This is a genomic window from Streptomyces sp. TBY4 (assembly GCF_024213195.1).
Classification (GTDB): domain Bacteria; phylum Actinomycetota; class Actinomycetes; order Streptomycetales; family Streptomycetaceae; genus Streptomyces.
Genome location: NZ_JANAVF010000031.1, coordinates 1 through 24,246, shown reverse-complemented (window position 1 = coordinate 24,246; position 24,246 = coordinate 1). Strand labels below are relative to the sequence as shown.

Genomic DNA, 24,246 nt, shown 5'->3' with positions numbered 1-24,246 from the left:
CACCTGGAATGATCAACACGACTATCCAGGTGGGGGGCATCGTGGAAGAGATCGACGGCGTATCGCTCAAGAAGACGGCAGCGGCCGGCCAGCGACCGAGGAAGGCGTGGTTGGCCGCCGGGGCCGTAGTGGTCCTGGTGGTGGGCGGGGGCCTGTGGCTATGGCAGCCGTGGTTGGACCGCACGCCGTTCACCGCGTATACGGCCGCTCTGCAAGAGGCCGACTACGCCGTCCCCGGGTCCGCGCCCGGGTCCTGCGTACGGACGGCTGCGGCCGAGGAAGAACGCGTCATCTTCGACGAGAACGGCAAGCGTCTCGCGGCCGGACGGGACCCCAGGGAAGGCCGGGTACTGGGCCCGGAGTTTGGTGAATTCGCAGGCGACTGCCTGTTCGTCTCTCGCGTTGACAACGTCCCTGGCGGGAAGGGGACCTACGTGACGCAGTGGGGCGGAGGCACCAAGCAGAAGGTCTCCGAGGAGGACATGCGCGAGTCGGCGGAGGCCCAGATGGAGCGGTTCAAGACGAAGCGGAAGTCGGACTTGACCCCTTCGGAGAACTAGAGTCCTCCTCCTCGTCACCCGGCTGGGCCGAGCGGGCTGCGGCCGGTGCCGTCTTCTCCCGGCGCACGGTGATTCGATCCACCTCCTCGCGGGCGTCCTCGATCGGGTAGCCGGCGTCCTGCAACATCCGTACGCCGGTCTCCAGGCTCAGCACACTGGCTCCGACACCGCGCACCACCTCGTCGAGGACGGCACTGCGGTCCGTAGGCGTGTGCGGGCCGAAGGCCAGGCGGACCGGCAGGTTTTCACCTGCGGGCCAGCCTTCCGCCTGCCCGGCCTGGTGGAGCCTCTGCACCATCTTGAACAGCAGCCCGTACTTGTGCGCGCGGGCCAGGCGCATCGCGTCGACCAGGGAGTCCAGCGGGCCCAGGGACAGCTGGAGGGCGTACCCGCTGGGGACGTCGGAAGGGTCGACCGTGCCCAGGCTGACGGCGGGGAGACGTGCGTTGACGGCCGCCCTCTCCCGGATCTCTTCCACGCGGGCCCGGAGCTCCGCCAGCTGCCCGGAGGTGTCCAGGACGTCCATGCGCCCGCCGTCGGCCAGCTGGAAGATGGTGCCCGGCTCCACCGACAGCGGGCGGGGCCTGCCCGTGACACGGTCCACCTCGGCGCGCGCGCCGGCCAGACCGATGATCGGGGCGCCGGTCGTCGCCGAAGCGCGCGCCGAGTCGGTATCGGTCTCCGCGAGTTCGTCCAGCACCTGCATGACGGGGGCCAGGGATGACTGCCCGAAGTGCTCTCCGTCGGCCACGGTGTTGCTGATGTGGATGATCGGCAGGAAGTCCAAGCGCAGGTCTAGGCGGTGTAGGACCTCTCCGTCCGAGCGGGTCCGGAACCGGGCCTTGTCCAAGGGCAGGTCATCGAGGCTCTGGCCGTGGCGCAGGTCATCGAGGTTCCACTCCGCGTCGGTGAGGAAGCAGGTGGTGTTGGAGGGCCGGTCCGCCCACGGGTAGGTCCGCTCGATGATCCCGCTGTCCGCACGGAGCACGTCACCGGTCTCCAGTAGCCACCCGCCCGCCCCATCGGCGACCAGGTCACGGCCGGTCCGCCCGGCGTCCGGTGGCGTGCTGCGCGTCGCCGCCGTGATCGGCCCCAGCTCGTAGGTGATGCGCCGGATCCGCGCCTTCACCCCGCGCTCGGCGTCCTCGGGTATCTCCCAGGCCAGATGGACCCGCCGCGGGTAGTCGCCCGGATCCGCGTCCTCATTCAGCACGGGAAAGTAGAACCCGGGGTCGAAGGTACGCAGCCGCACCCTCCCCTTGTCCGGGTCCCAGGCCAGCAGGTACACCGCGTCCCCGAGCAGTACCGCCTTGCGCTCAGCGGCCTGCATCCGCAGCGGCAGGAGCTCCTTCTCCGCCCAGCCGCGCAACAGCAGTTGCACGGCGGCCGCCGCCTGCGCCTGCGGGTCGAGGTCCTCTGCCCCGGCATGCTCGGCGCCCGCCACCACGATCTGCTGGGACTTGCCCAGGAGGTGCGCGAGCGCGGTATCGACGAAGACGGCGGCGTCACCGAACTCGCGCCGCTCGGCGCCGGCCTCGTTGCCGGTGAGGACTGCCAGCTCCCCAGCCTGATTCGCGTCGTACGCCGCGAGGATCTTGTACGCGGCCAGCCGGCGCAGAGCATCCCGGGGAACCCATGTCGCCTGCACCTGAGGTGCGAGGGACCGATGAGGGTGGCCGCCGCTGGCGGCCGTCATCATCGGCTTGTAGTTCAGCCACGACCAGGCGTCGGACACGAAAGTGCGCAGGCCCACGAGAAGATCACCCTCGACAGCCCCACGCCGCCTTCAGCGTAGGGGAGCGAACAGTGCGCACCTGATCCGCTCGCCTCGCCCCGAGACCTGCTGCGTGACGGCGGCCCGGAACGAGGGGGCGGTGGACCACGGCCGCCGTGTCCGGGTGGCCGGGCCCCACCAGTCCACACCACGGCCGTCGTGACGGCTCGCGCCACACCGCCCGCAGTCCGGGCGGCCACCCTTTCGGGCGGCCGCCCCGGTGGCGCCAGCTCATCGGCGCCCGGTGAGCCTCCCGTCCTGGTAACCGGATGATGTGGCGCCGCTGCGCTGCGGGTCAGCGAGCTCGGTCATGGCGTGCACGGCGGCATCCATTCGGTCGGGGGAGTCCATGCCGGCGACCCAGGTCACCATCTGCTGCTCCAGCTGCGGCCACTGTCCAACGTGGTGGACGCGTCCCTGCTCGTACAGCTGGGCGATGGGCTCGGCCCGCAGCCGTTTGCCGTGCTTCGCGGTGACCGGGAGCACGGCGGGCATCAGCATGTTCTCCGTGCGCTGCTCGCGCTGAAGTTCCTGCCACGCCTGGTGGAGGATCTGTTTCGACATGTCACCGCCGTAGTTGGCCTCCACGACGATCGCGTCCGCCCGCAGCTCGATCGCGAGCAGGCACGCCTCTCGACCCCAGGCGTCGGCTCCACGGTTCCCGGACCGGTCGTCCAGGAGATACATGTGGCCTTCGGCGTCGCGGGCCGCCGCGACGATGCCGGTCTCGTCGCCCACCGCGGACTCGCCGCCGGCAGGGTCGACTGCCACGACGATTCTGCTGAGGTCGATGCCGCGCAGCTGCGCGGCGCTGATCCGGTTGCCGGTGATCCACGCCCAGTCCCAGACTCCGCCGTCCTGTGGCCGGGGCTGCTGCTGGTAGAGGCTCCACCAGACGCGTTCACCGACGGAACGCCGGATCTCCGCGAGCGCGGCTTCGTTGTACCCCTCTGGCCAGAGCGGGCCGCCGACCCGACGCCCGAGGGCGTCGTCGTTGGACAGGGCGAGCGCGGGGAGGTCGATGACGGTCCAGCGGCTGCCTTCGTCGGCGAGGACCCGTCCGGCGAGGTCGTCCTCGTCCCAGCGGGTCTGGATGAGGATGACGGAGCCGCCCGGCTCGATACGGGTCAGGAGGACGGCCTGCCACCACTCCCACAACCGGCGGCGCATCGTGGGGCTCGATGCCTCCGCGGCGTCCTTGATCGGGTCGTCGACCACTGCCAGGTGGGCGCCCTTACCGGTCAGGCCTCCGCCGACGCCGGCCATGACGGCGCCGCCCTCGGTCCCCAGCAGGTCGAAGCGGTTCGCCGCCGAGGAGCCCGGCCGCAGCGAGATGCCGATCTGTGGCCCGTAGGTGAGGATCGCGTCGCGGATCCACCGGCCGTGGTCGTCGGCCAGGTCGGAGGAGTAAGAGGCGATCATCACCCGGTGTTCCGGGCGCCGCCGCAGGTACCACAGCGGCGCCCACCGGGCGGCTCTTCGGCTCTTGCCGTGCCGGGGAGGCATGGTGAGCAGCAGCTTCGTCGGGACGCCGGCCGCGACCCGTTCGAAGGCAGCGTCGATCAGCCCCAGGTGCGGGGCCTGCATCTCCCGCCCCTCGGTGAGGACGGAAGCCATCGCCCCGGGGGAGCGATCCATCGCCATGTCCCGCTCGATACGGGCGAGCTGGGCACGGAGCTGTGGTGTGGAGGCGGCGGCTATCTCACGGCGGCGCGGCGCGGGAAGCGACCGGTACAGCCGGAGGACCGCAGCCTCATCAGCCCTGGCCACCCTCGCCCGGGTCGCCTGCCAGAGCAATCAGCCGCTGAAGCTCTTCCAGCCCCGCGGTCTCCACCTGCACCGCACCGGCGTCCGGGCCCGACACCTCCGTGCGCACCGGCCGGTTGAGGCCCAGAAGGTGGCTGCTGCGCTCGATGATGCGCACAGCGCGGTCGACGGCCTGGAGGTCACCGTTACGGATCGCCGACCGGTAGACGCCGAAGAACAGCCGCTCCAGCCGTTCCACCATCAGCTTGCGCAGCTCGTCCGCGCTGTCGTCCAGCGCGGTGCTGCGTTCGGCCAGCGCCTTGGACACGTCCTTGCACGCGAGCTCGATCAGCCGGGAGTCGGTAGGGGGCTCGCCGCCCCGCTTGTACGTGTCGATGCCGTACCCCTGCGGGTAGGCGACACCATCGCTGTTGATCGATGGATCTGCGGCGAGCTTCCGCCCGATGGTCAACCAGTCGACGCCGGCCAGCTTCAAATCAATTGCGTCGGCGCGGCGTTGAGTGATTGCAGCACGCACGGCCCGGGTGGGGCGGCCCATGAACACAACTCCAGGGCCCCGCGCCACCCTCCCATGATCCTGTAGCGAAGGGTGCCGCCCGGCGCTATGGCGCGGCCCGCCCCGCGTCCAGATGCTTTGACGGACGCGGGGCCGGGATGGGAAGGGTTACTGACCTTGAAGTCGTCTTGTCGTAGGGGCTGACGGTTGGTGATCGTCGTGGTATGCCGGAGGTATGAGGTATCCGCAGGGTGGGGGTCTGATCGCGGAGAGGCAAGCGTTCCGTGAGCGGGTCCGGATGGAAGCCGTCGGCATATGCGCCGAGGGGCGGGGCAGTACGGACATCGCGAAGGAGTTACGGGTCAGCGTCCGGTCGGTTCAGCGGTGGCGGCGGGCCTGGCTGGTGGCTGGCCAGGACGCGGTCCGTTCCCGCGGGCCAACAGCGCCTTCACTGACCCCGACCACCTCATCCGCCGACTGCGACACGACCTCCGCCAGATCCAGTGCCGCAGCGACATCACCGACGGTTGCCTCACCGCCACCGGCTTCGCACTGACGACACCACGCCTACAACCTCAGCAACTAGGCTGCGCTGCGTCGCCGGAGGTGTCTCCGAGTTCAGGCAGCGGTCGTTCCGGCTCTGCTTCCTCGCTGTCCGAGGGAGGGTTGTCCGGCAGCCGGTGAGCGATAAGGGTCGCGATAGCCGCTACCCCGGCGAGCACGGCGGCCACGAGGCGCGGGCCCGTGAAGGCGAGCAACTGCCCGCCGAGTGCCGCGCCTGATGCCGATCCCAGGTTGTAGCCCGATCCGAGCCAGGCGTTGGCTTCGGCGTGCCGGGAGGCGTCGATGCGCTCGTCGACGAGGAGATAGGCGATGACGAAGATCGGGGTCATGGGGAGCCCGACGCAGAAGACGGCCAAGATGGTCAAAGGCGACGCGGACAGAGCGGCCAGCAGCAGCGCGCCCACCACGAGCCCTGCCGTGGCAGCCGAGTAGCGCAGGCGCAGGGTCGCGGTCCACTTTCTGCGCCCGTAGGCCAGTCCGCCGACGACACCGCCCAGTGAGAACGCGGCGAACGAGTATCCGGATGAGATGACGTTGCCGAAGTCAGCGGAGGCGGCCGGGATGATGACGGTCAGACCGCCGCCGCAGAGTCCGAGGACGATCACCGGAACGGTGATGCCCTGGCCGTCACGTGACCTGATGATCGACCGCCGTCGCGTCTTGGTCTCGGAGGTGGAAGCTGTGGGGTCATCGGCAGCTGGAAGTGCCCGCAGGACCCCGGAGAGACCTGCTGCAGCCGGCAGCAGGAGAAGCGCGCCGGCGACGAGCACCCAACGGGCACCGGTCAGCGCCATCGCCGCGGTTCCCAGCAGCGGCGCGACGACGAAGGTCAGCTCTTCGACGGTCGAGTCGAGGGCGTGGACGCTCTGCAGACGTTGCTTGTCCGGCATCAGCCGGGACCAGACGGCCCGCAGGCTGGGCGTGAGCGGGGGGAACAGTGCGCCGGCCCCAGCAGTGATCGCGAGGGGTATCTGCCAGAGCTCCAGACCGATCGTGGATGCCGCTGCGGTGAACAGCAGCACGCTGGCCGCCGCCATGAGCAGGACGGCGGCGGGTCCGTGGGTGGAGCACCAGCGTGCGCGTGCCGGGCCGGGAATGGCGATGGCCAGTAGCAGGGCTCCAGAGGCCAGGCCGGCGATCCCGATACCGTAGTGCTGGGTGAAAGAGATCAGTACCGAGAACGGGACGAGGCCAGAGGGCAGCCGGCTCAGCACACCGATGGCTAGGACCTGCTTGGCCTTGGGAACCGCGAGGGCTGCGCGGTAGCCGGGGGTGGTTGTATCGCTCACGGGTTCGCTCCAGCGTGCAGCGGTGGCAGGTTGAGGGTCGGAACGCTGTTCGCATCCGCCCACCGGCAGATGGTGGCGAGGGCCTCGCGTAGATGGGCCGGGTCCTGGCCGTCGACGAGCTGGTGTCCCTCGATCACCGCGATGCCCTTGCTGGCACGGACCGCGATGCGACCGACCATCGTGGTGCCGACGAGAACGGGCATACCGAAGTATCCGCATTCCCTCTTGGCGGCAGGCTTGTACGCCTCCAGCAGGTATTCGATGCCGAAGAGACGTCGCATGCGTGGCCGGTGCCAGATCAGCGAGTCGAAGGGCGACAGCGGGGTGCAGGCTTCGTGGTCCAGATGCAATGTAGTAAGCGCCTCGGGAGAGACCCAGGCAGGCTCCGGCCACCCTTCGACACGCACAGGCACCGCTTCCTCCAGAGTCGCCAGGCAGGCGGCGATTTTCCGAGGCGGCAGGCGGAAGTAGTCGGCGACATCGTCCGCTGTGGCGACACCAAGAGCCTGCACGGCAAGGCGGGTCAGCGAGCGCAGGCACTCCGCCTCGTCGGGTTCGCAGTGCAGAAGGCCACTGGGAATCACGGACTCGGCCCTCTGGTAGACGCGCTGCCAGCCGCGCCGGTACACGCAGGCGAGTTCGCCGGTGGCCAGCAGCCATTCGAGTGCCCATTTGTTGGCCGAGGAGCGTTCCCAGCCATTGCCCTTGGCCCCGCCCAGATCGCTGATCGTGACCGCGTCGCGTTCCGTTAGTACCGCCCGGACGTGTTCGACGGCCTCCGGATCGACCGTGGGTCCGCTCCAGCCCTTGGCGGCGTAGCCGCGGCGCCGGAAGGCAAACAGCGGCCAGAGGGTGAGCGGTATCAACGATGCGGCGTGCGCCCAATACTCGAACAGCACCGGCGGGTCGGCCTCGCTGATCAGGTGCTGGGCCTCGGCGACGGGTACGCCGCGGGCAAGCTGGACGAGTTCATGGGAGCGCCGCACGACGCTGATCGTGTCGAGTTGGATACAGCTCAGGCGGCGCAGGGTGTCTTCGGCACCCAGTGGGGCTGAAGTGGTGTGTAGGCCCTGGGTCGTTACGGAGATCTCCCGGGCTTCCTGCGAGGACAACTCAAGCACCGATGTCCTCCTCGACGTCCGCTTCCCCGGTCTCCTCGTAAAGGCTTTGGACTTGAAGGGAGTCGGCGTGCAGGAGCACGATGCGGGCGATCTCCTGACCACGGCGTATCGCGACGGGCTCCGTCGGCCGCACCGCGATGCCCAGCCCGTTCTCGCGGCTCATGCGGGTGGTGGCGGTGCTGCTGAGGATCCCGGTGGGGACGTCGAGCCCGGCGACGGGTTTCTCCAGCGGCAGGACTAGCAGGAAATGGCCTCGGGGGATATCTGCGGCCCATCCGAGACGCCATTCCACGGTGCCCGCCCCGTTCGGGAGGAACATGTTCTCCCAGCCGCGAGCCGTCTTGAACTGGTACAGGTGCAGCCAGGAGGTCTTTTCCACGGCCAGATGGGACTTTTCCCGCTGCCACAGCTCCGTGCGGTTCACGGCCCGGCCGGCTGCCTCTGGTTCGTTGGCGCCATCCAGCTCAATCTGGTCCAGCGGGGTGAAGGAGATGTCGATTGGGCTGTGCACTCGCCATCCGAGTTCCTGTCCCATCACCCATGGTGCACAGTGTTCGGGCTGCCGTTCCGCGCGGACGAATCGGAAGTTCCCGCGGAAGACCGCAGCGTGGTCGCGGCTCTGCTGCCGATCGACCTTGTGCTGGCGTGGGGCAAGAGACCACGGATGGAGCTGGCGGAACCGGACCTCGACGGGCAAGAACCTTCACCTTTCGCAGCGGGGGTTGGCCCCCGCGGGCTGCTGCCTGCGGGGGCCAACGATCACTTCAGTGCTGTACTACTTCGCGGCCTTCGTGGTCTCGCCGAGGCGGGCCGCCGCCTCGTTGAGCTTGCCCTCGTCGTACTCGACCTGCGCCGAGTCGAAGAACGAGACGCTGCAGGGGCCGTACCCGACCTTGATCTCGTCGTACTGGACGTTGCCGCCTTCCTCGGCCGACAGCGACAGGTCGACGCCGTCGAGGTGGACCACGGTCAGGCTGTGCGGGCTGAAACTGAACTCGATCTTCTCGTCCTCCGAGGGCACGGCCCGGGAGAAGTTCGCGCAGTACACCGTGTTGTCGTTGTCATCCACGACGATGCCACGCGGGGCCGGGCCGACGGGTATGTTGCGCGTCACCTTGAGTTCGTCGGTGTCCACCACGGCGATCGTGGAGGTGCGCTCCAGGGTCAGCAGCGCGAACTGGTTGTCCGGGGTGAACGCCACGGCGCGGCCGCCGTCGCTCTTGACCTGGACTCGGGCGATCACCGTGTCGGTGTCCAGGTCAATCACAGGCATCTCGGCGATGGAGTTGCACGCGACGTAGGCGCGCTTGCCGGTGTGGTCGATGTTGAGGCTGTACGGGAAGGAATCCTCACCGATTCGGATGCGGGCGACCTCCCGGACGGACTCGGCCCGGCCCTTCTTCAGCAGGCCCTTCAGGTCGAGCTTCGCGATGTAGCCCGACCCCCAGATGCACACGTAGGCGAAGTTGCCGTCCTTGCTGATGGCCATGTGGCGCGGGTCGCGCCCCACAGCGACCTGGGTCAGCTCGGTGCGGGACTCCAGGTCCACGATCGATACGGTGTTCGAGCCGGAGTTGCTCACCAGGAGGTACCGCTCGCCGGGCAGAATGCCCAGGCCGCGGGGACCGAATCCGACCGTGATCCGCGCGACCTCTCGACGGGTCAGAGCGTCCAGCTCGGATACCGAGTTGGTGCTCGTGTTGGATACGAAGCCGCGGCCGTCGCGGGTGAACTTGACGCTGCCGCGGGGTGCGTTGGCGACCGCGATCTCCTTGACGACATTGTAGGCGGAGGGGCCGTCCTTGCGGATGACGGTGATCTGACCGGAGTCGGTGTCAGTCGAGTAGATCTCAACGCTCACGTTGTTGTCTCCCACCGTAGGCAGTCCGCCGCTCTTTGCGGCGGCTGAGATTGCCCTGTGACGCTATGCGCCGCATCTGACGCCGGTCTATGCCACCTCGATAGCTTGTCCGAAAGCGGCGTCCTTGACAGGTGAGCAAGCCACCGAGCCGGACAGCTCCCCCGGCCGGAGCGCACCCCGCCCGCTCCACACCCCAAACACCGGCCATCTCCAGGCGACTGCCTGTCCGACGCTCGTACAGGACGTGACTCTCGCAGGCGACTGCCGACAACCACCATCGCCCGTCGATCAAGAACCCCTGCTCCCATGGCTCTTGAGCATCTGGCTCGAAGTCAACATGGCGGCCAACTGGGGGCCGGCGGCCGAGCGCCGCCGACTCTTGCGGCTCCTGCACGCCGTGGACTAGCCCACTCTCGCTGCGTACTGCCGCGCCGTGGACACACATCCCCATCCGCGGTGACGGTGCAACTACAGCTGGAAGGTGAGCTGCTCGGAGCCGCCTCCCGACTCCTGTCGGGGCGGCTTCTCGGGAGCGTCAGGGACTTCCCTGTGGTTCCGAAGCCACCAGCCGAATTGCCAGTTCCGGCACGTCCTATACAGCCGCGCCTGCCGCATTGGCGCGCTGGAAGGAACAGAATGCTCACCCCAGCCGGTAATCGGCCTGGCGTTGGTCAGTCGTACGCCGAGCCCGGGAACTAGGGCGTCCCCTTCCCACGATGCGCCGGGCGCGTACTCGAAGGCGAGATGGGCGTTGCGGCTCCAGTCCCACGGGATGGGCAGCGCGCACAGGTACCAGGCGACTGGTGGTGAATCGGCCGGCAGCAGCAGAGTCTGCCGCTCCAGCCGGCGGTCCACCTTCGGCCTGTCGCACTCGGCGAACGTCTTCAGGCAGTGCTGCGTCAGGTCGAGCTGACGTATACCCGCCAGCCACATGATGCCGTACTTGTCGCGTGATCCTATTTCTACGCGAACCCGCTTGAGGTTCGCCCCCGATTCCATTTACGGCCCCTCCATTTGGCTATTCCTATCCTTGATCAATTCTATCAGAATTTCCACGATTCCCTTATGTTTATCGTGTCGGAAGTCGTTGGGGTAGGGCATATTGAATTCATTCAGAAAGGCCTCCTCGTATTCCTCGATGGGGAAGGGGCGCGGCTTGCGGCAGACGGCCTTGACCGTGGCCCGCGTGGTGTCGCTCAGCTCCACCTCCTCGAAGTAGCGGGACAGGAGGCCGCGCAGCGACTCCGGGGTGTGGTACCGGATCCGCTGCCACTTCCCGCGCACGAACCGCATGTCAACGCTGTGCTCGTCCAGGAACGCGAGACGTGTGGAATCCCGGCTGATGGAGTGCTCGGAGTTCTCGTACGCCTTCTCGCGCTCCAGGTTCCGGGTGCCGATGCACACCTGCCCGTCGGCCGCGCAGAGCGCGTTCACGGTGAGCAGCACCCAGTGCTGGTATTCGAGGCTGGTGGTCGCGTTGATCACCGAGTCCAGAACGACGACCTCGTACAACCCGCCCTCGCGAACCTCCCGTTCGATCCCGCGGATCATGGACACGATCCCGCGGACGTCGAGGCTGTACCTGCCCTTGAGTGTCCGGTACGGCTCGTAGTCCTGGACCCGGTAGCCCTGCGCGCGCAGGTGCTTCGCGTAGTCGCCGTGTCCGGCCCCGAAGTCCACGACCCTGTGCGAGGTCGTGAGCCACGGCAGGACCAGCCGCTCCCACACCTCCGACTTGTAGCGGACCTTGTCCGCCTTCGCCTTCGAGGAGTGCTCGCGGAGCCGGTTCGGCTGGACGATGTGCTGATTCCAGACGGGGGCCTGCTCCTCCAGCCCCGTCCAGTCGTAGACGCCGTACTCGCCCGTCAGGTCCTCGACGAGCTGGCCGGCGTCGAAGGAGGCGACGGTCCACGCCAGGATGTCGAACCGCTGCGCCTTCGCGACCGCCGCATACTCCGCGTTCAGCACGACACGGCCCTGGTCATCGATGACGACAGATCCCCATGGGCCGTGAGCTGCGGTCATGAAGCCGATGGCCTGCTGGAACGGGAGGTTGCGGGAGGCGATGACCTCGATGCTCTGCCACGGAATCCAGCACCACTGGCCGATCGGTCCGGCCTCCGCGTAGACGACGCTGCTCTCGGTCTCGACGCGGTTGTGCAGGAGGTTGAACTTGATCTCGTCCTGGAGGCGGACCTTCTGGGGAAGGATCATCGCGGGCACGGTGGTCTGCCCGATCCCCTTCAGTCCCTTGGTTCTCTGGTGGCCGGCGACCAGTGTCCCGTCGGCGTTGAGGATGACGGGCTTGACCACGCCGTGGCGGCGCAGTGACCCCTGGAGCCGGACGAACGAACTCTCCGAGAGGCGACGCGGGTTGTAGTCGGCCGGGCGGAGCTTATCCAGCGGGTAGGCGGGATCGAACCGTACGTCGAGGGGATTCACGCGGCGTCCTCCTCGCTGGCGTGGTGCTCCTCGTTGAGGACGTGCCAGCCGAACCCGAGGTCGGAGTCCTGCTCGTCCACGTACCGCTTATAGATCGCGTTGAGGAACTCCACCTCGTCCTGCGTGATCCGCACACGGGTGGATGACCACTGGAGGTACCCCCACTGGAGGTAGTCCACGGTCGCGGCGGCCCCCGTGCCGGCGCCGTCGCTCGGCAGCTCGATCGGGGCGGGCAGCGAGGTGTCGTCCAGGAGGTCGTCCAGCTGCTCCTGGTCGTAGCCGGTCCCCTCCAGGTCCGGGAGGTCGGTGAGGATGTCCGCGAGGAGGGCGGTGTCGTACCCGGCCAGGTCGCTGGTCCGGTTGTCGACGATGACGATCTTCGCGGCCGTGGCCTCGTCGACGTCGAGCCAGGTGACCGCGATGGCATCCCAGCCGAGTTTGCGTGCGGCCTTCGCCGTGTGGTTGCCCGCGAGGATCTCGTTCGGACGCCCGGTGTGCGTACCGCGGTTGACCACGATCGGCTTGTACTGGCCGTGGGTGGACAGGGACTCCGCGATCGCGTCCAGATCGCCCGCGCGCGGGTTGCGGTAGTAGGGGGCCAGGTCCGCGAGAGGGATGGCCAGCGTCACGAGTGAGTCGGGGATATGGGGGGCAGCAGGGGACACGAGGGCTCCAGCCCCCGCGCCTTCCTACGAGCGTAGGTGATCAGAGGCGGCGCGGCCGTAGGGTTGTCGCCCGCCCCTCGTCGCCGCCTCGTCGAGCACGCCCCGATGGAGGAGTCCCGAGGCGTTCGATGACGCGCACGCGGGGAAGTCCTGGGGCGCCCCCTCCGCCTGGCCGACTCGCAACCGCACGAGACCCTGCGAGAGCCTTGAAGGTGATCGCGTTTCCGCAGGTGGCCGCTTGAAAAGCCCTCTAGCCCGCAGGTGGGCACTGTCGACAAGGCGCGTTGGATTAGCCAGTTTCCGGCCGTACCAGGCCGGTCCGGTAGGCGAGGACAACCAGTTGGGCGCGGTCACGGGCGTGCAGCTTGGACATGGCCCGGTGCACATGCGTCCTGACGGTGAACGGGCTGACGTGCATGCTTTGGGCGATCTCGTCGTTCGAGAGGCCGGCTGCGACCAGGGTCATCACTTCCCGCTCCCGAGCGGTCAGGGCTTTCAGCGGCGAGTCCGAGAGCGGTAGTGGTGGCCGGGGAAGGGAGAGGAACTGGGCGATCAGGGCACGGGTGGCCAGTGGGGAGAGCAGGGAATCGCCGGCTGCCACGGTGCGGACCGCGGCCAGGAGGTCTTCGGTGCTGGTTCCCTTTCCGAGGAACCCGCTCGCTCCGGCCTGCAGGGCGTGCGCCACGTACTCGTCGATCTCGAAGGTGGTGAGAATGAGGACCCGGGTGTCTGGCAGATCCTCATCTGTGCAGATGGCGGCGGTGGCCGCGATGCCGTCCATTCCGGGCATACGGATGTCCATCACCACGACGTCGGGCCGTGTGGCTCTCGCCATCTCGATCGCCTGGCGGCCGTCGGCTGCTTCCGCGACCACTTCCATGTCATCGGCGGAGTCGAAGAGCAGACGGAAGGTGCCGCGCAGCAGTGCTTGATCGTCGGCGAGTAGTACACGGATGGTCATGTCGGGGTCTCTTCCTCATCGGTTGGTTCACCGGTGTGCAGGGGAAGCTCCGTGGATACCCGGAAGCCGCCTTCCGGCCGCCGCCCCGCCCGGAGTCTTCCTCCGACGGCGGCCGCCCGTTCCCGCATGCCGATCAGCCCGTAGCCCGACGGGCTGTCCGGCTGCCGGATCGAAGGGCTCCCACTATCCTCCACGGTGATCACCAGTCGGGTCCTGGTGTACTTGAGGGAGACGGAGGCCGATCCGCTGCCGGCGTGCTTGGTGACGTTGGTCAAGGCCTCCTGCACGATGCGGTAGGCCGTCAGGTCCACGCCCGCCGACAGAGGGTGTTCCTCGCCCTCCCGCCGGACCGTCACTTCCAGTCCGACATGCTGGAACGACTCCACCAGAGCTGGAAGTTGGGCGATTCCGGGGGTGGGTTCCAGCGGAGCGGCCGGGTCGTCTGGCTGGCGCAGAAGTCCGACGGTGGCCTTCAGCTCCCGCAAGGCGGAACTGGTGGTCTCGGTGATCTGTTCCAGCACCGTGCGGGCCTTCTCGGGGTCCCTGGCCATCAGGTGAACCGCGACGCCTGCCTGGGCGTTGGCCAGCGCGATGTGATGGGCGACGACGTCGTGCAGATCCCGGGCGATGCGCACACGCTCCTCGGCGACCCGCCGACGGGCCTCCTCCTCGCGAGTCTGCTCCGCGCGCTCGGCGCGTTCCTCCACCGCGGCCAGGTAGCCGCGCCGGGAGCGGACCGCGTCACCGACCGCCCCCGGCAGGAGAGCCCAGGCCAGCACGGCGACCTTTCCCGGCTCCAGCCATGAGCCGGGGCCGAAGATGAAGGCCGCCCCGGTGAGCGCCGCGGCCGAGGACAGGGAAGCCGTCCAGGCGGTGCGCCGGTCCGTCCGTACGGCGAGTCGCCAGAGCGAGACCATGGCGGGACTGAGCAGGAACGGGTTCGGGCGGAAGCCGAGGAGGATGAACAGCACCCCGCACGCCACGGTCACGGCGGTGACCGTGCGCGGCAGCCGGCCATGAGCCGCCACGGCCGCACAGGAGAGCGCCGCGATCACGATCGCGGAGACGCGCAGGGGTCCGCGGAATCCGTCTCCGTCCAGCAGAGACCCGAACAGGGACAGGGCGAACAGTGCAGCCGCCGCGAGGCAGCCCGTCACCTGCTCGCGCCTGCTCCTGCTGCCCTGCCGCCGCGATTCAGTCGCTTCCACAGTGCCTATGGTCCTCACGCAAGCGTCGTGCGGTTTTCACGGTCGGTCCCGAGTGCCCTGCCTACGGTCCGGGGAGGATCTCAGACGCGGCTGACCTCCGCCGGCGCAGGTTCCCCAGCCGGCATCTGCTTGCTGAGGCTCTCGCCTTCGAGGTCCACGCGGGGCAGGAACCGCTCAAGCTTGCGGGGAAGCCACCACGCTCGGTGGCCGACCAGGGCCAGTATGGCGGGGACTATCGCCATGCGGACCACGAAGGCGTCGAAGGCGACGGCGGATGCGAGACCGACTCCCATCATCTTGAGCATGGGTTCGGGCATACCGATGAATCCGGCGAAGACGGCCATCATGATGAACGCGGCGGCGGCCACCACCCGGGAGCTGTGGCGGAATCCGCTGACGATTGCCGCGCTGGGGCGCTCCCCGTGGACATACGCTTCCCGGATCCGGGTGACGAGGAAGACCTCGTAGTCCATTGCGAGACCGAAGACTACGCCGATCATGAAGATCGGCATCATCGACATCACCGGGCCGGTCTGCTCGACGCCGAAGAGGTCGGCGAGCCAGCCCCATTGGAAGACGGCGACGATCACGCCGAGACCGGCCGTCACGGAGAGCAGGAAGCCCAGGGCGGCCTTGACCGGCACCAGCAGTGACCGGAACACGACCATCAGGAGCAGGACGGCCAGACCGCCCACGAGGGCGAGATAGGGCACCAGGGCGTCTGTCAGTTTCTGGGAGACATCGATGTTCATCGCCGTGGTTCCGCTCACCAGGATGGCCGCACCGGCCTCGGCTTTCAGATCGTCGGCCTCACCACGGATGGCGTGCACCAGTTCTTTGGTCGCGGTCGTGCTCGGGCCCGTAGCGGGCACCACGGTGATCATCGCGGTGTCGCCGGCCTTGTTGAACCGGGCGGGGGAGACCGTGACGACACCAGCCGTCGCGGTAATGGTCTTCGACACCTGCTGCGCGGCGGACTTGGGATCGTCCGCGCCCTTCGCATCGACCAGGATCGTCAGGGGCCCGTTGAAGCCGGGGCCGAACCCGTCGGACAGCAGATCGTAGGCCCGGCGCTGCGTTGTCGAGGTCGGCTGTGCCTCGTCACCCGGCAGTGCCAGCTTCAGGTCCATGGCCGGTACGGCGACGACACCCAGCCCCACCACACCGAGCAGCAGCACCGCGACCGGCCGGCGCAGTACGAACCGGGCCCAGCGGACACCCAAGCCGCGCTCCTGGGATGACCCAGCCGACGCCTTGAGCCGTGGCCGCCGCTGCTTTCGGGCACTGCGCGCAAGCACCTTGCCTCCGAAGAAGCCCAGCAGGGCAGGCACCATCGTCAGCGCGATCAACACGGCGACGACCACCGTGCCCGCCGCGGCCAGGCCCATCTTGCCCAGCATGGGCACGCCCACCACGGACAGTCCGGCGAGTGCGATGACCACGGTCAGGCCCGCAAACACCACCGCGGAACCAGCGGTGCCGACGGCCCGGCCGGCCGCCTCCTCCGCATCATGGCCCTCCGCCCGCTCGGTGCGGTATCGCGACACGATGAACAGGGCGTAGTCGATGCCCACCGCCAGGCCGATCATCATCGCCAGCTTATTGGTCGTGGCGGACAGACCCAGCGTGCTGCTCAGCGCCGCGATCGACGCCACGCCCAGCCCCACTCCGATGAGAGCGGTCAGTAGCGGGAGCCCCGCGGCGACCAGCGACCCGAAGGTGACCACCAGAACGATGGCGGCCACGGTGACACCGATCAGCTCCGTCGTCGGATTGGTCTCCGGTGACTCTTTCAGCGCGGTCCCGCCGACCTCCACCGTCATCCCCGTGTCGCGGACCTCCTGGGCCGCGTCCGCCAGCGATCGAGTGGTCGACGCGGTCAGGTCCTGCGCCTTCCCGTCGTAGGAGACCGTGGCGTAGCCGGTCGACCCGTCCTTGCTCACCCCTCCCGCCGCGAAGGGGTCGGTCACCGAGGTCACCTGAGCTCCGGAGGCCAGCTCACCAAGAGCCCTGTCGATCGCCGCCTTGTATCCGGTGGCGGTGACCTTCTGGCCGTCGGGAGCGGCGAACACCAGACGGGCGGAGGCGCCGTCCGCCTTGACGCCCGGGAAGCGTTCGTCCATCAGATCGAAGGCACGCTGCGCCTCCGTTCCGGGCACGGAGAACCCGTCGTCGGGGGCAGTGGGCGCCATGGCAGCGCCCACCCCCGCAACGGCCAGCAGGCCCACCCACACAAGGGCGACGATCCGCCGCTTCCGGAAGGCCAGCCGGCCCAATCGATACAGGAGTGTGGCCACGGGGAGAAGAGCTCCAGTCGAAACGGGGCCCGCAAGGAGGCAGGGCCGGCCCTCAGCGCGGTTGCTGTGCCAAGGGCATGAGTACAGAGGGGCAGGGCGCCAGGGCGCCAGGGCGCCAGGACGGCAAGGGCCGGCCGAGCTTGGTCAGCCTTCAGCCTGCCCACGCCCGGCCACGGAGTCGTCGTCCGCGTGCAGGCAGCTGCACGTAGTGCCGATGCGGTACGGCCGCCGACTCGTACGGCAGTGGTAGGAGAAGGGTCGGGAGACGGCCGAAGGGCACATCGCGGGGGGCCTCTGGGCGAATACAGCGTTTACGCCCGCATCGATAGTCTCGATGAGGACGATCCCCCAGGGGCGTCGTTCAACTCTTTGGTTCCCGCGTGTGCGGCAGGCCGCACACGCCGAAGACAGGGAGGGCACGGGTCATGCCCCTCGCTGCGGCGCACCGGGCCAGAGCCCGCCGCGCATCCCTGAAAGACGTCAATGCCATCGTCCGCCTCTTGGCAAACGACTCCATGCCTCCCGAGCAAGCCGTGATCACCCGAGAGCATCAGCCTGAGCTCCGGCTGGCATTGGCTCACTTCGGACTGGAGGCCGGAGAGGTGTGGATCGCCGAAACGAATTCCGGGGTACTGGAAGCGGCAGCGGTGTGGATTCCGCCCAACGCTGCCATCGACGAGGAGCAGTACACAGCCCTGCTGAGACTTCACGGGTTCGGCGCCCTCGCCACGGTGTCCTCCAGACGTCACGACGGCCCGATGCAGCCGCGCGAGGAGCACTGGCTGCTTGCCGCCTTCGGCGCGGCCGCCACAGCTGACCTCACCGCTGCGGACGCTGTCCTCATGCCGGTCCTGCGGGCCGCGGACCACGCACGTCTGCCCGCGTACGCCTGCGCCCCCGCGTCCTATCGAGCTGAGGCGCTCAGGCCATTCGGTTTCGTCTCGTGGACTTCGGAATCCCTACCGGACAGCGCCGGCTGGCTGCACCGTGCACCCACCCCGCGGTAGATGGCCCCTCAGTTGGGTCCAAGCCCGTCCGGGCCTCGCGGAGGATTGATTCCGGGAGGTCATTCACGACTCGCACACCGCTGTTCACCTCCCGTGCCGAATCCGTCGCGGCCGGTAGTTTCCTTGTCATGCGTTCAGGAAGCAGTGATTCGCCCGTACTGATCGTCGGCGGTGGCATCGTCGGACTGTCGTGCGCCCTGTTCCTTGCCCATCGCGGCGTCCCGTGCGTCCTGGTCGAGCGCCACGAGGGCACATCGACCTACCCCCGGTTCCGCGGTATCAACGTCCGCACGATGGAGCTGTACCGGAGCGTGGAACCCGCCCTGGAACGTGACCTGCTGGCCATCGCGGAGCGGGAGGACGAGAGCGGTCAGCTGGGCAAGGGACAGACCCTGACCGACCCGGATCTCGTCTGGATCAACACCGCGAGCGGGGCGGTGCCGCAGCACCTGAGCCCGACGTCCATGTGCGTGGCCGACCAGGACCGGGTGGAGCCGATCGTACGCCGCCACGCCGAACGCCTCGGTGCCCAGCTGCGTTTCCATACCGAACTGATTGCATTCGAGGACCGCCTCGACGATGTCGTCGCCCGGCTGCGCGACCGGAGGACCGGTGAGGAGTCGAGCGTCCGCGCGTCCTTCATGATCGCCGCGGACGGAGCCGGCAGTCCCGTACGGCAGCAGCTGGCGATCACCACCCACGGCCCGGGCCACCTCGCCCACCGGATGGCCCTCTACTTCCGGGCGGACCTGAGCGCGGTCACGCCGGGACGCAAGGTGTTCGCCGCATTCCTGGACAGCGTCGGAGGACACCTGGTCCGCCGCGACGCGGACAAGGGCATGTGGCAACTCAGCGCGCCGTTCGATCCGGAGAGCGGCGAGCGGGTCGAGGACTTCACCCCGGCACGGTGCCTGGAGATCATCCGCACCGGCGTGGGACAGGCCGACCTGGACGCCGAGATCGTCGGCGTGCTGCCCTGGGAGATCGCCGCACGGGTAGCCGACCGTTACCGCTCGGGCAGAGTCTTCCTCGCCGGCGACGCGGCCCATGTCAACGGACCCTGGGGCGGGCTGGGCGCCAACACCGGCGTGCAGGACGTCCACAACCTCGCCTGGAAACTCGCGGCCGTCCACCACGGCCAGGCCGCGGACACCCTCCTGGACACCTACGACGCCGAACGGCGCCCGGCGGCCGATCTCGTCGTCGGCTACGCCTTCCGCTCCATGCTGCACGACGTATCGCCCGAAGCTCCCCTGCCCCCGGGACCCGAGATCGAGTTCCCCGAGGTCGTACTCGGGTACTGCTACCGCTCCCCAGCGGTGTCCGGCAGACCGGCCGGCAAGGTGGAGCCGCTGGTCCCCAGCCTCCCCGACCCCGCCCCGGTCGAGAATCCCCTGTGGCCCTCCGGGCGGCCCGGCACACGAGCCCCCCACGTCCTCCTGGAGCAGGCCGGCCAACCGGTGTCCACCATCGACCTGACCGGCTACGGCTTCACCCTGCTGGCCGCGCCCCGGGCCGCTTGGGCCGGTGCCGCCGTGGCGATTGCCGAGGACCTGTCACTGCCCGTGACCCTGCATCGGATCGGCCCCGGCCTGGATCTCGAAGATCCCGACGGCGTCTGGGCCCAGGCCTTCGGCCTCACCCCCACCGGTGCCAGCCTGCTGCGGCCGGACGGCTTCATCGCCTGGACAAGCCCCTCCGCCGAGAACGACCCCCTGACCGGCTTCCGTACCGCACTGACCGGCCTGCTCGGCCGTACCCCGCAGGAGCACAGGTGACCTCGTTCGTAGCGATCAACCTCTTCACCGTCACTCCCGACAAGCAGCACAAGCTCGTTGAGGTGATGGGCCAGACCATCACCGACGACGTGGCATCCGACGGTCACCCCGGGGTCCACAACGCATTCCTCTACCGGAGCCTGGACGGGTCCCGCGTCGCGAACATCACGGTATGGGCAAGCAAGGAGGACTTCGACACGGCGCACAACCTGCCGAGCTTCCCCAAGGCCATGGCCCGACTGGCGGGAATCGCGGACACCGCCGACGCCAACACCTATGAACTCGCCTTCGAGCTGAATAGACCTCCGCATCATGAGGGCGATACGCGGCATCGCTGAACTCCACCTCGACGCCGACTGCGGCGGTGAGTTGGCCCAGGCGTCCGTGGACTGCGCGAATGAGTCCGGTACAACCAGGTCCGGCGGGAGCGGCCCGGCTTCGTCTGCGGCTGCTTCACCGCCGAGGTGACCGTTCCCTGAGCAACCCGGTGATTTCGGGCCCTTTCAGGGAGGGTCTGACTTACCTCCCAGGCCACTCCCATGCTGGCCCCAGGTGTGTCTCACGTTGCGTCTGTACGTTCGGTTCAACCTTGTCCCACCGAACGCGTCGTCCCCTTGTCTTCTGCCACAGGGGGTGATCGGCCATTCATGTAAGGGCCTTCATACGTGATCAGAGAAGAACGTCATCGGGTCGTCGTAGTGGCCGACTCAGACACCCGTTGGAAGTGGGGTGCATCGGTCGCGCGCCAGATCGGCCCTGACCATGTACTTGATGCGTACTTCTTGCGGACCCGGGCGACGCCCACCGAACGTCAGCTCGCGGAGATCGGCATCATGCCCGACAGCCGACGGGACGTTGACGCTGGCGAGCTCGTCGTCGACGAACAGCTGGCGACCGCGGATCTGCTGGTGCTTGCCACCGCGGGCGGCACCACGGTGTCGCTCCTCCACAGTCTGGGACTGAACTGGGCGGCTCTTGAACATCGCCCGATCACGGTTACGGGATATGTGGGAGTGGTCTACGAGAAGCTCGTAGACGGTCTGCTCACCCGAGCCGGCGCCGATCTCGTACTGGCCAACAGTGCTTATGACGCCGAACGGTTCCGTGAGGTGTTCCTGGGTGTCGGCACCGACCAGACGTCCGTGGTCGAAACTGCACTTCCTTTCATGGACGGGAATCCGTACGACCGCACGGCGGCAGGTGTCACCAGGTCGTTCACGGTGTGCTTCGCCGTGCAGCCTTCGGTACCGAGAAGTAAGCGGGCCCGACTTCGAATGCTCGAACGGGCGGCCGAGCATGCGCGCCGCTGTCCGGAGCGGCTGGTGCTGATGAAACTGCGGAGCCTGCCGGGCGAGCACACCACGCACATAGAGGCGCATCCCTATCAGTCGCTGATCGGGCAGTTGGATAATCCGGCCCCGCCGAATCTTCAGCTGGTGTACGGGAACATGGGGGAAGTCCTCGACCGTACAGACCTCCTGGTCACCGTCTCCTCGACGGCCGCCCTGGAGTCCTTGCACCGCGGGATACCGACGGCGATCCTCACCGACTTCGGGGTACGGGAGGCGAACGGCAACCACTACTTCACCAACTCGGGCTGTCTGAGCTCCTGGTCAGAGATCGACGACGGACACATTCCGGTGCCCGACCCGGCCTGGAAGGCGCATCAGGGGATCGGCAAGGGCGATCCGTACGCCGCCGCCCGGGCCCGGATCGCCGCGCTGCGCGCTGCCGGCCCGTTGCCCCTGATCACACCGTATTACACGCCTCAGCGCGCTTCCTGCTATCTGCCCGAGCTGTTGGCCAGGCACGGTCTGGACGAGCGGGGGAGGCCGCTGCCCGTGCCACTCGGCGGTGGGCCTGGTGCGCGCGGCCTTGTTCCGCGCCACCTGCGAAAGATGCTGAGGCCGCTTGCCAAGCGTGTCTACCAGTTCGGGTATCAGCGAGTCGCCCCTGCTCTGCGACGTGTCGGAGGTCAGCTGTGAACACCGGCCACGTACCTCGTGTCCTGGTCGTCATTCCAGCCCGGGGCGGCTCGAAGGGTGTACCCGGCAAGAATGTGGCGCTGGTCGGCGGCGTACCCCTTGTCGCGCGTGCGGTGCGTGCCGCTCTGGCCTCCCAGCGGGTGACGGACGTGGTCGTCTCCACGGACGATGCGTCCATCGCAGCCGCGGCAGCTGCCGCCGGCGCTGGCGTCATCGCACGTCCCGAGATCATCGCGGGCGACACGTCGAACAGTGAGGCCGCGCTGATGCACGCGCTGAACAGGTTCGAGGCGGAACGTGACGTCACCGTGGACGTCTTGGTGATGGTCCAGTGCACCAGCCCGTTCCTCACACCGTCGGATGTGTCGGGAGTGGTCGCCCGCGTAATCGATGACGGCTTTGACACCGCGCACACCGCTGCTCCTTTCCACGGCTTCATCTGGCGGGAGAGTGATGGGCCGGCCGAGCCGGGTGAGGTCGGTGCGCAGGGAGTCAATCACGACAAGAAGTATCGGCAGCGCCGCCAGGACCGGACGCAGGAGTTTGTGGAGACGGGGGCCGTTTACGCGATGCGTGCCGCCGGTTTCCGCAGGGCTGGCCACCGCTTCTTCGGGCGTACCGCACTCGTGAGTACCAATCCCGCGCGCGTACTGGAGATCGACGAGCCCGCGGATCTGGAACGGGCGCACGCCCTGGCACCGCTCATCGACGGTTACGACAACGGATACGACGCGGGGGCGCCCTTCACTCCTGCACCCGCACCCACGCGCGCTGACGTGGACGCTGTCGTCCTCGATTTCGACGGCACCCAGACCGACGACCGAGTGTGGATCGACGCCTCGGGCAGGGAAACGGTCGCAGTGCACCGCGGCGACGGGCTCGGTATCGCGGCCCTGCGCCGGGCGGGCCTGAAGGTGCTGGTTCTGTCCACTGAGAAGAACCCGGTCGTCGCCGCCCGCGCCCGGAAGCTGGAGGTGCCTGTGCTTCAGGGCATCGACCGCAAAGACTTCGCACTCAAGCAGTGGTGCGAGGAGCAGGGAGTCGACCCCCAGCGGGTGCTCTACGCCGGAAACGACGTGAACGACCTCCCGTGTTTCACCCTCGTCGGCTGGCCCGTCGCGGTCGCCGACGCCCAACCAGAAGCCCGTGCCGCCGCCAGGACTACCACGACCAGTAACGGCGGACACGGAGCTGTCCGGGAGATAGCCGCCTGGCTACTCGGAAAGGAACTGTACAAGTCATGACCTTCCCTATACGCGCCCGCCGGATCGGCGACCGCCTGGTAGGCCCCGGCCACCCGGTCTACGTCACCGGTGAGATCGGCATCAACCACAACGGTGATCTGGAGAATGTCTTTGCGTTGATCGACGCCGCCGCCGAAGCCGGCTGTGATGCCGTGAAGTTCCAGAAGCGCACCCCGGAGATCTGTACCCCGCGCGACCAGTGGGACATCGAGCGCGACACCCCCTGGGGCCGTATGTCCTACATCGACTACCGCCACCGCGTGGAGTTCGGTGAGGACGAGTACCGGGCTATCGACGAGCACTGCGCCGATCGGGGAGTCGACTGGTTCGCCTCCCCGTGGGACACCGAGGCCGTCGCCTTCCTGGAGCAGTTCGAGAACGTCACGGTCCACAAGGTGGCCTCCGCGTCCCTGACCGATGACGAGTTGCTGCGCGCCCTGCGCGACACCGGCAAGACGGTCATCCTCTCCACCGGCATGTCCACCCCGCAGCAGATCCGCCACGCGGTGGAGGTGCTCGGCAGCGGCAACATCGTGCTCTGCCATGCCACGTCGACGTACCCGGCGAAGAACTCGGAGCTCAACCTGCGCATGGTCAACACCCTTCGGGAGGAGTTCCCGAACGTCCCGATCGGCTACTCCGGACACGAGATCGGGCTGCAGACCACCCTGGCCGCGGTCGCCCTCGGTGCCGTCTTCGTGGAGCGGCACATCACCCTCGACCGCGCCCACTGGGGCTCCGATCAGGCCGCTTCGGTCGAGCCTCAGGGCTTGGAGCGCCTGGTGCGCGACATCCGCATCATCGAGGAGGCGCTCGGCGACGGAGTCAAGCAGGTGTACGAGGGCGAGCTCGGCCCGATGAGGAAGCTCCGCCGCTTCCCCGGCGTGGTCGCCGAGCGCGAGGCCGCCGAGCGCGTGCCGGCAGCGGCGTCGTGAGCGGCACGCTCGCGCTGATCGAGAGTCCCGCCCAGTTGCTGAACCTCCTTGAGTGGGTGACGGGGGAGCGGCGTGGCACGGCTGATCCCGGGCGGGTGCGGGCCGCGGTGCTGCTGCCCCGCGATGCCACCACGCGCCGCCAGCTAGCCGCGGTGACTCCCTTCGCCACTGCCGAGGGCATTCGCGTGAGCGTGCACGACATTCGCCGCAGTCCAGCTGTGAACGATCACGCAATTCGGCTCTGGCGATGATCACGTGACGTTGTCTGTTCAGCGTGCCCTGGCGTGATCGG

22 protein-coding genes are annotated in these 24,246 nt (G+C 68.2%); 9 read left to right on the top strand and 13 right to left on the bottom strand.

Going from position 1 to position 24,246, the window contains the following annotated elements:
* Positions 1-41 precede the first annotated feature (41 nt).
* A complete protein-coding gene (locus NLX94_RS38060) occupies positions 42-560 on the top strand; it encodes a hypothetical protein (protein ID WP_254387874.1) in 519 nt (172 codons plus the stop codon).
* On the opposite strand, the gene NLX94_RS38055 is transcribed toward NLX94_RS38060, so the two are convergent.
* From NLX94_RS38055 to NLX94_RS38045, 3 genes are all read right to left on the bottom strand, one after another.
* Complete coding sequence (locus NLX94_RS38055) at positions 517-2,313, bottom strand: phage portal protein (RefSeq protein ID WP_254387873.1); 1,797 nt, start codon at positions 2,311-2,313, stop codon at positions 517-519. The two genes, NLX94_RS38060 and NLX94_RS38055, sit on opposite strands and share 44 nt — an antisense overlap.
* A 252-nt stretch (positions 2,314-2,565) precedes the next feature.
* A complete protein-coding gene (locus NLX94_RS38050) occupies positions 2,566-3,978 on the bottom strand; it encodes a terminase large subunit domain-containing protein (protein ID WP_254387872.1) in 1,413 nt (470 codons plus the stop codon).
* 112 nt (positions 3,979-4,090) lie between these two features.
* On the bottom strand, positions 4,091-4,639 hold the full coding sequence (locus NLX94_RS38045; protein WP_254387871.1) for a hypothetical protein: 549 nt from the start codon (positions 4,637-4,639) through the stop codon (positions 4,091-4,093).
* Between the two features lie 193 nt (positions 4,640-4,832).
* Here NLX94_RS38045 and NLX94_RS39545 point away from each other — a divergent pair, with 193 nt between their 5' ends.
* Positions 4,833-5,153, top strand: coding sequence for a helix-turn-helix domain-containing protein (locus NLX94_RS39545; RefSeq protein ID WP_308402652.1), 321 nt, complete (start codon positions 4,833-4,835; stop codon positions 5,151-5,153).
* A 19-nt stretch (positions 5,154-5,172) separates the two neighbouring features.
* Here NLX94_RS39545 and NLX94_RS39540 read toward each other — a convergent pair whose 3' ends face one another.
* The 10 genes from NLX94_RS39540 to NLX94_RS37985 form a co-directional block, all read right to left on the bottom strand.
* Complete coding sequence (locus NLX94_RS39540; RefSeq protein WP_308402651.1) at positions 5,173-6,450, bottom strand: MFS transporter; 1,278 nt, start codon at positions 6,448-6,450, stop codon at positions 5,173-5,175.
* Complete coding sequence (locus NLX94_RS38025; RefSeq protein WP_254387870.1) at positions 6,447-7,571, bottom strand: winged helix-turn-helix domain-containing protein; 1,125 nt, start codon at positions 7,569-7,571, stop codon at positions 6,447-6,449. Before NLX94_RS38025 ends, NLX94_RS39540 begins: the two co-directional genes overlap by 4 nt.
* Positions 7,564-8,268 carry a hypothetical protein gene (locus NLX94_RS38020; RefSeq protein WP_254387869.1) on the bottom strand — a complete coding sequence of 235 codons (705 nt, stop codon included), beginning with the start codon at positions 8,266-8,268 and terminating at the stop codon, positions 7,564-7,566. Before NLX94_RS38020 ends, NLX94_RS38025 begins: the two co-directional genes overlap by 8 nt.
* 78 nt (positions 8,269-8,346) lie before the next feature.
* Positions 8,347-9,432, bottom strand: a complete 1,086-nt coding sequence (locus tag NLX94_RS38015; protein ID WP_254387868.1) for a YncE family protein — start codon at positions 9,430-9,432, stop codon at positions 8,347-8,349.
* A gap of 468 nt (positions 9,433-9,900) precedes the next feature.
* On the bottom strand, positions 9,901-10,431 hold the full coding sequence (locus NLX94_RS38010; protein ID WP_254387867.1) for a hypothetical protein: 531 nt from the start codon (positions 10,429-10,431) through the stop codon (positions 9,901-9,903).
* The gene (locus NLX94_RS38005) at positions 10,432-11,874 is read right to left on the bottom strand and encodes a ParB N-terminal domain-containing protein (RefSeq protein ID WP_254387866.1); all 1,443 of its coding nucleotides are present in this window, start codon (positions 11,872-11,874) and stop codon (positions 10,432-10,434) included.
* On the bottom strand, positions 11,871-12,503 hold the full coding sequence (locus NLX94_RS38000; RefSeq protein WP_254387865.1) for a ParB/RepB/Spo0J family partition protein: 633 nt from the start codon (positions 12,501-12,503) through the stop codon (positions 11,871-11,873). Before NLX94_RS38000 ends, NLX94_RS38005 begins: the two co-directional genes overlap by 4 nt.
* Positions 12,504-12,828: 325 nt before the next feature.
* Positions 12,829-13,500: a response regulator transcription factor gene (locus NLX94_RS37995; protein ID WP_254387864.1), complete on the bottom strand. Its 672-nt coding sequence runs from the start codon at positions 13,498-13,500 to the stop codon at positions 12,829-12,831.
* Positions 13,497-14,708, bottom strand: coding sequence for a sensor histidine kinase (locus NLX94_RS37990; RefSeq protein WP_254387863.1), 1,212 nt, complete (start codon positions 14,706-14,708; stop codon positions 13,497-13,499). The genes NLX94_RS37995 and NLX94_RS37990 overlap by 4 nt, the downstream gene beginning before the upstream one ends.
* A gap of 80 nt (positions 14,709-14,788) precedes the next feature.
* Positions 14,789-17,005, bottom strand: coding sequence for an MMPL family transporter (locus tag NLX94_RS37985; RefSeq protein ID WP_254387862.1), 2,217 nt, complete (start codon positions 17,003-17,005; stop codon positions 14,789-14,791).
* A 425-nt stretch (positions 17,006-17,430) separates the two neighbouring features.
* Between NLX94_RS37985 and NLX94_RS37980 the strand changes: the two genes are divergently transcribed.
* The 7 genes from NLX94_RS37980 to NLX94_RS37950 all read left to right on the top strand — a co-directional run bounded on the left by NLX94_RS37980 (position 17,431) and on the right by NLX94_RS37950 (position 24,205).
* A complete protein-coding gene (locus NLX94_RS37980; RefSeq protein WP_254387861.1) occupies positions 17,431-18,012 on the top strand; it encodes a hypothetical protein in 582 nt (193 codons plus the stop codon).
* A 128-nt stretch (positions 18,013-18,140) separates the two neighbouring features.
* Positions 18,141-19,790, top strand: coding sequence for an FAD-dependent oxidoreductase (locus NLX94_RS37975; RefSeq protein WP_254387860.1), 1,650 nt, complete (start codon positions 18,141-18,143; stop codon positions 19,788-19,790).
* Positions 19,787-20,128: an antibiotic biosynthesis monooxygenase family protein gene (locus NLX94_RS37970; protein ID WP_254387859.1), complete on the top strand. Its 342-nt coding sequence runs from the start codon at positions 19,787-19,789 to the stop codon at positions 20,126-20,128. Before NLX94_RS37975 ends, NLX94_RS37970 begins: the two co-directional genes overlap by 4 nt.
* Before the next feature lie 327 nt (positions 20,129-20,455).
* Positions 20,456-21,775 carry a DUF6716 putative glycosyltransferase gene (locus NLX94_RS37965; protein WP_254387858.1) on the top strand — a complete coding sequence of 440 codons (1,320 nt, stop codon included), beginning with the start codon at positions 20,456-20,458 and terminating at the stop codon, positions 21,773-21,775.
* Positions 21,772-23,019, top strand: coding sequence for an acylneuraminate cytidylyltransferase (locus NLX94_RS37960; protein ID WP_254387857.1), 1,248 nt, complete (start codon positions 21,772-21,774; stop codon positions 23,017-23,019). The genes NLX94_RS37965 and NLX94_RS37960 overlap by 4 nt, the downstream gene beginning before the upstream one ends.
* Positions 23,016-23,954 (top strand): N-acetylneuraminate synthase family protein, encoded by a 939-nt coding sequence (locus tag NLX94_RS37955; RefSeq protein ID WP_254387856.1) that lies wholly within the window; start codon positions 23,016-23,018, stop codon positions 23,952-23,954. Before NLX94_RS37960 ends, NLX94_RS37955 begins: the two co-directional genes overlap by 4 nt.
* The gene (locus NLX94_RS37950; RefSeq protein WP_254387855.1) at positions 23,951-24,205 is read left to right on the top strand and encodes a hypothetical protein; all 255 of its coding nucleotides are present in this window, start codon (positions 23,951-23,953) and stop codon (positions 24,203-24,205) included. The genes NLX94_RS37955 and NLX94_RS37950 overlap by 4 nt, the downstream gene beginning before the upstream one ends.
* The last annotated feature ends 41 nt before the right edge of the window (positions 24,206-24,246 follow it).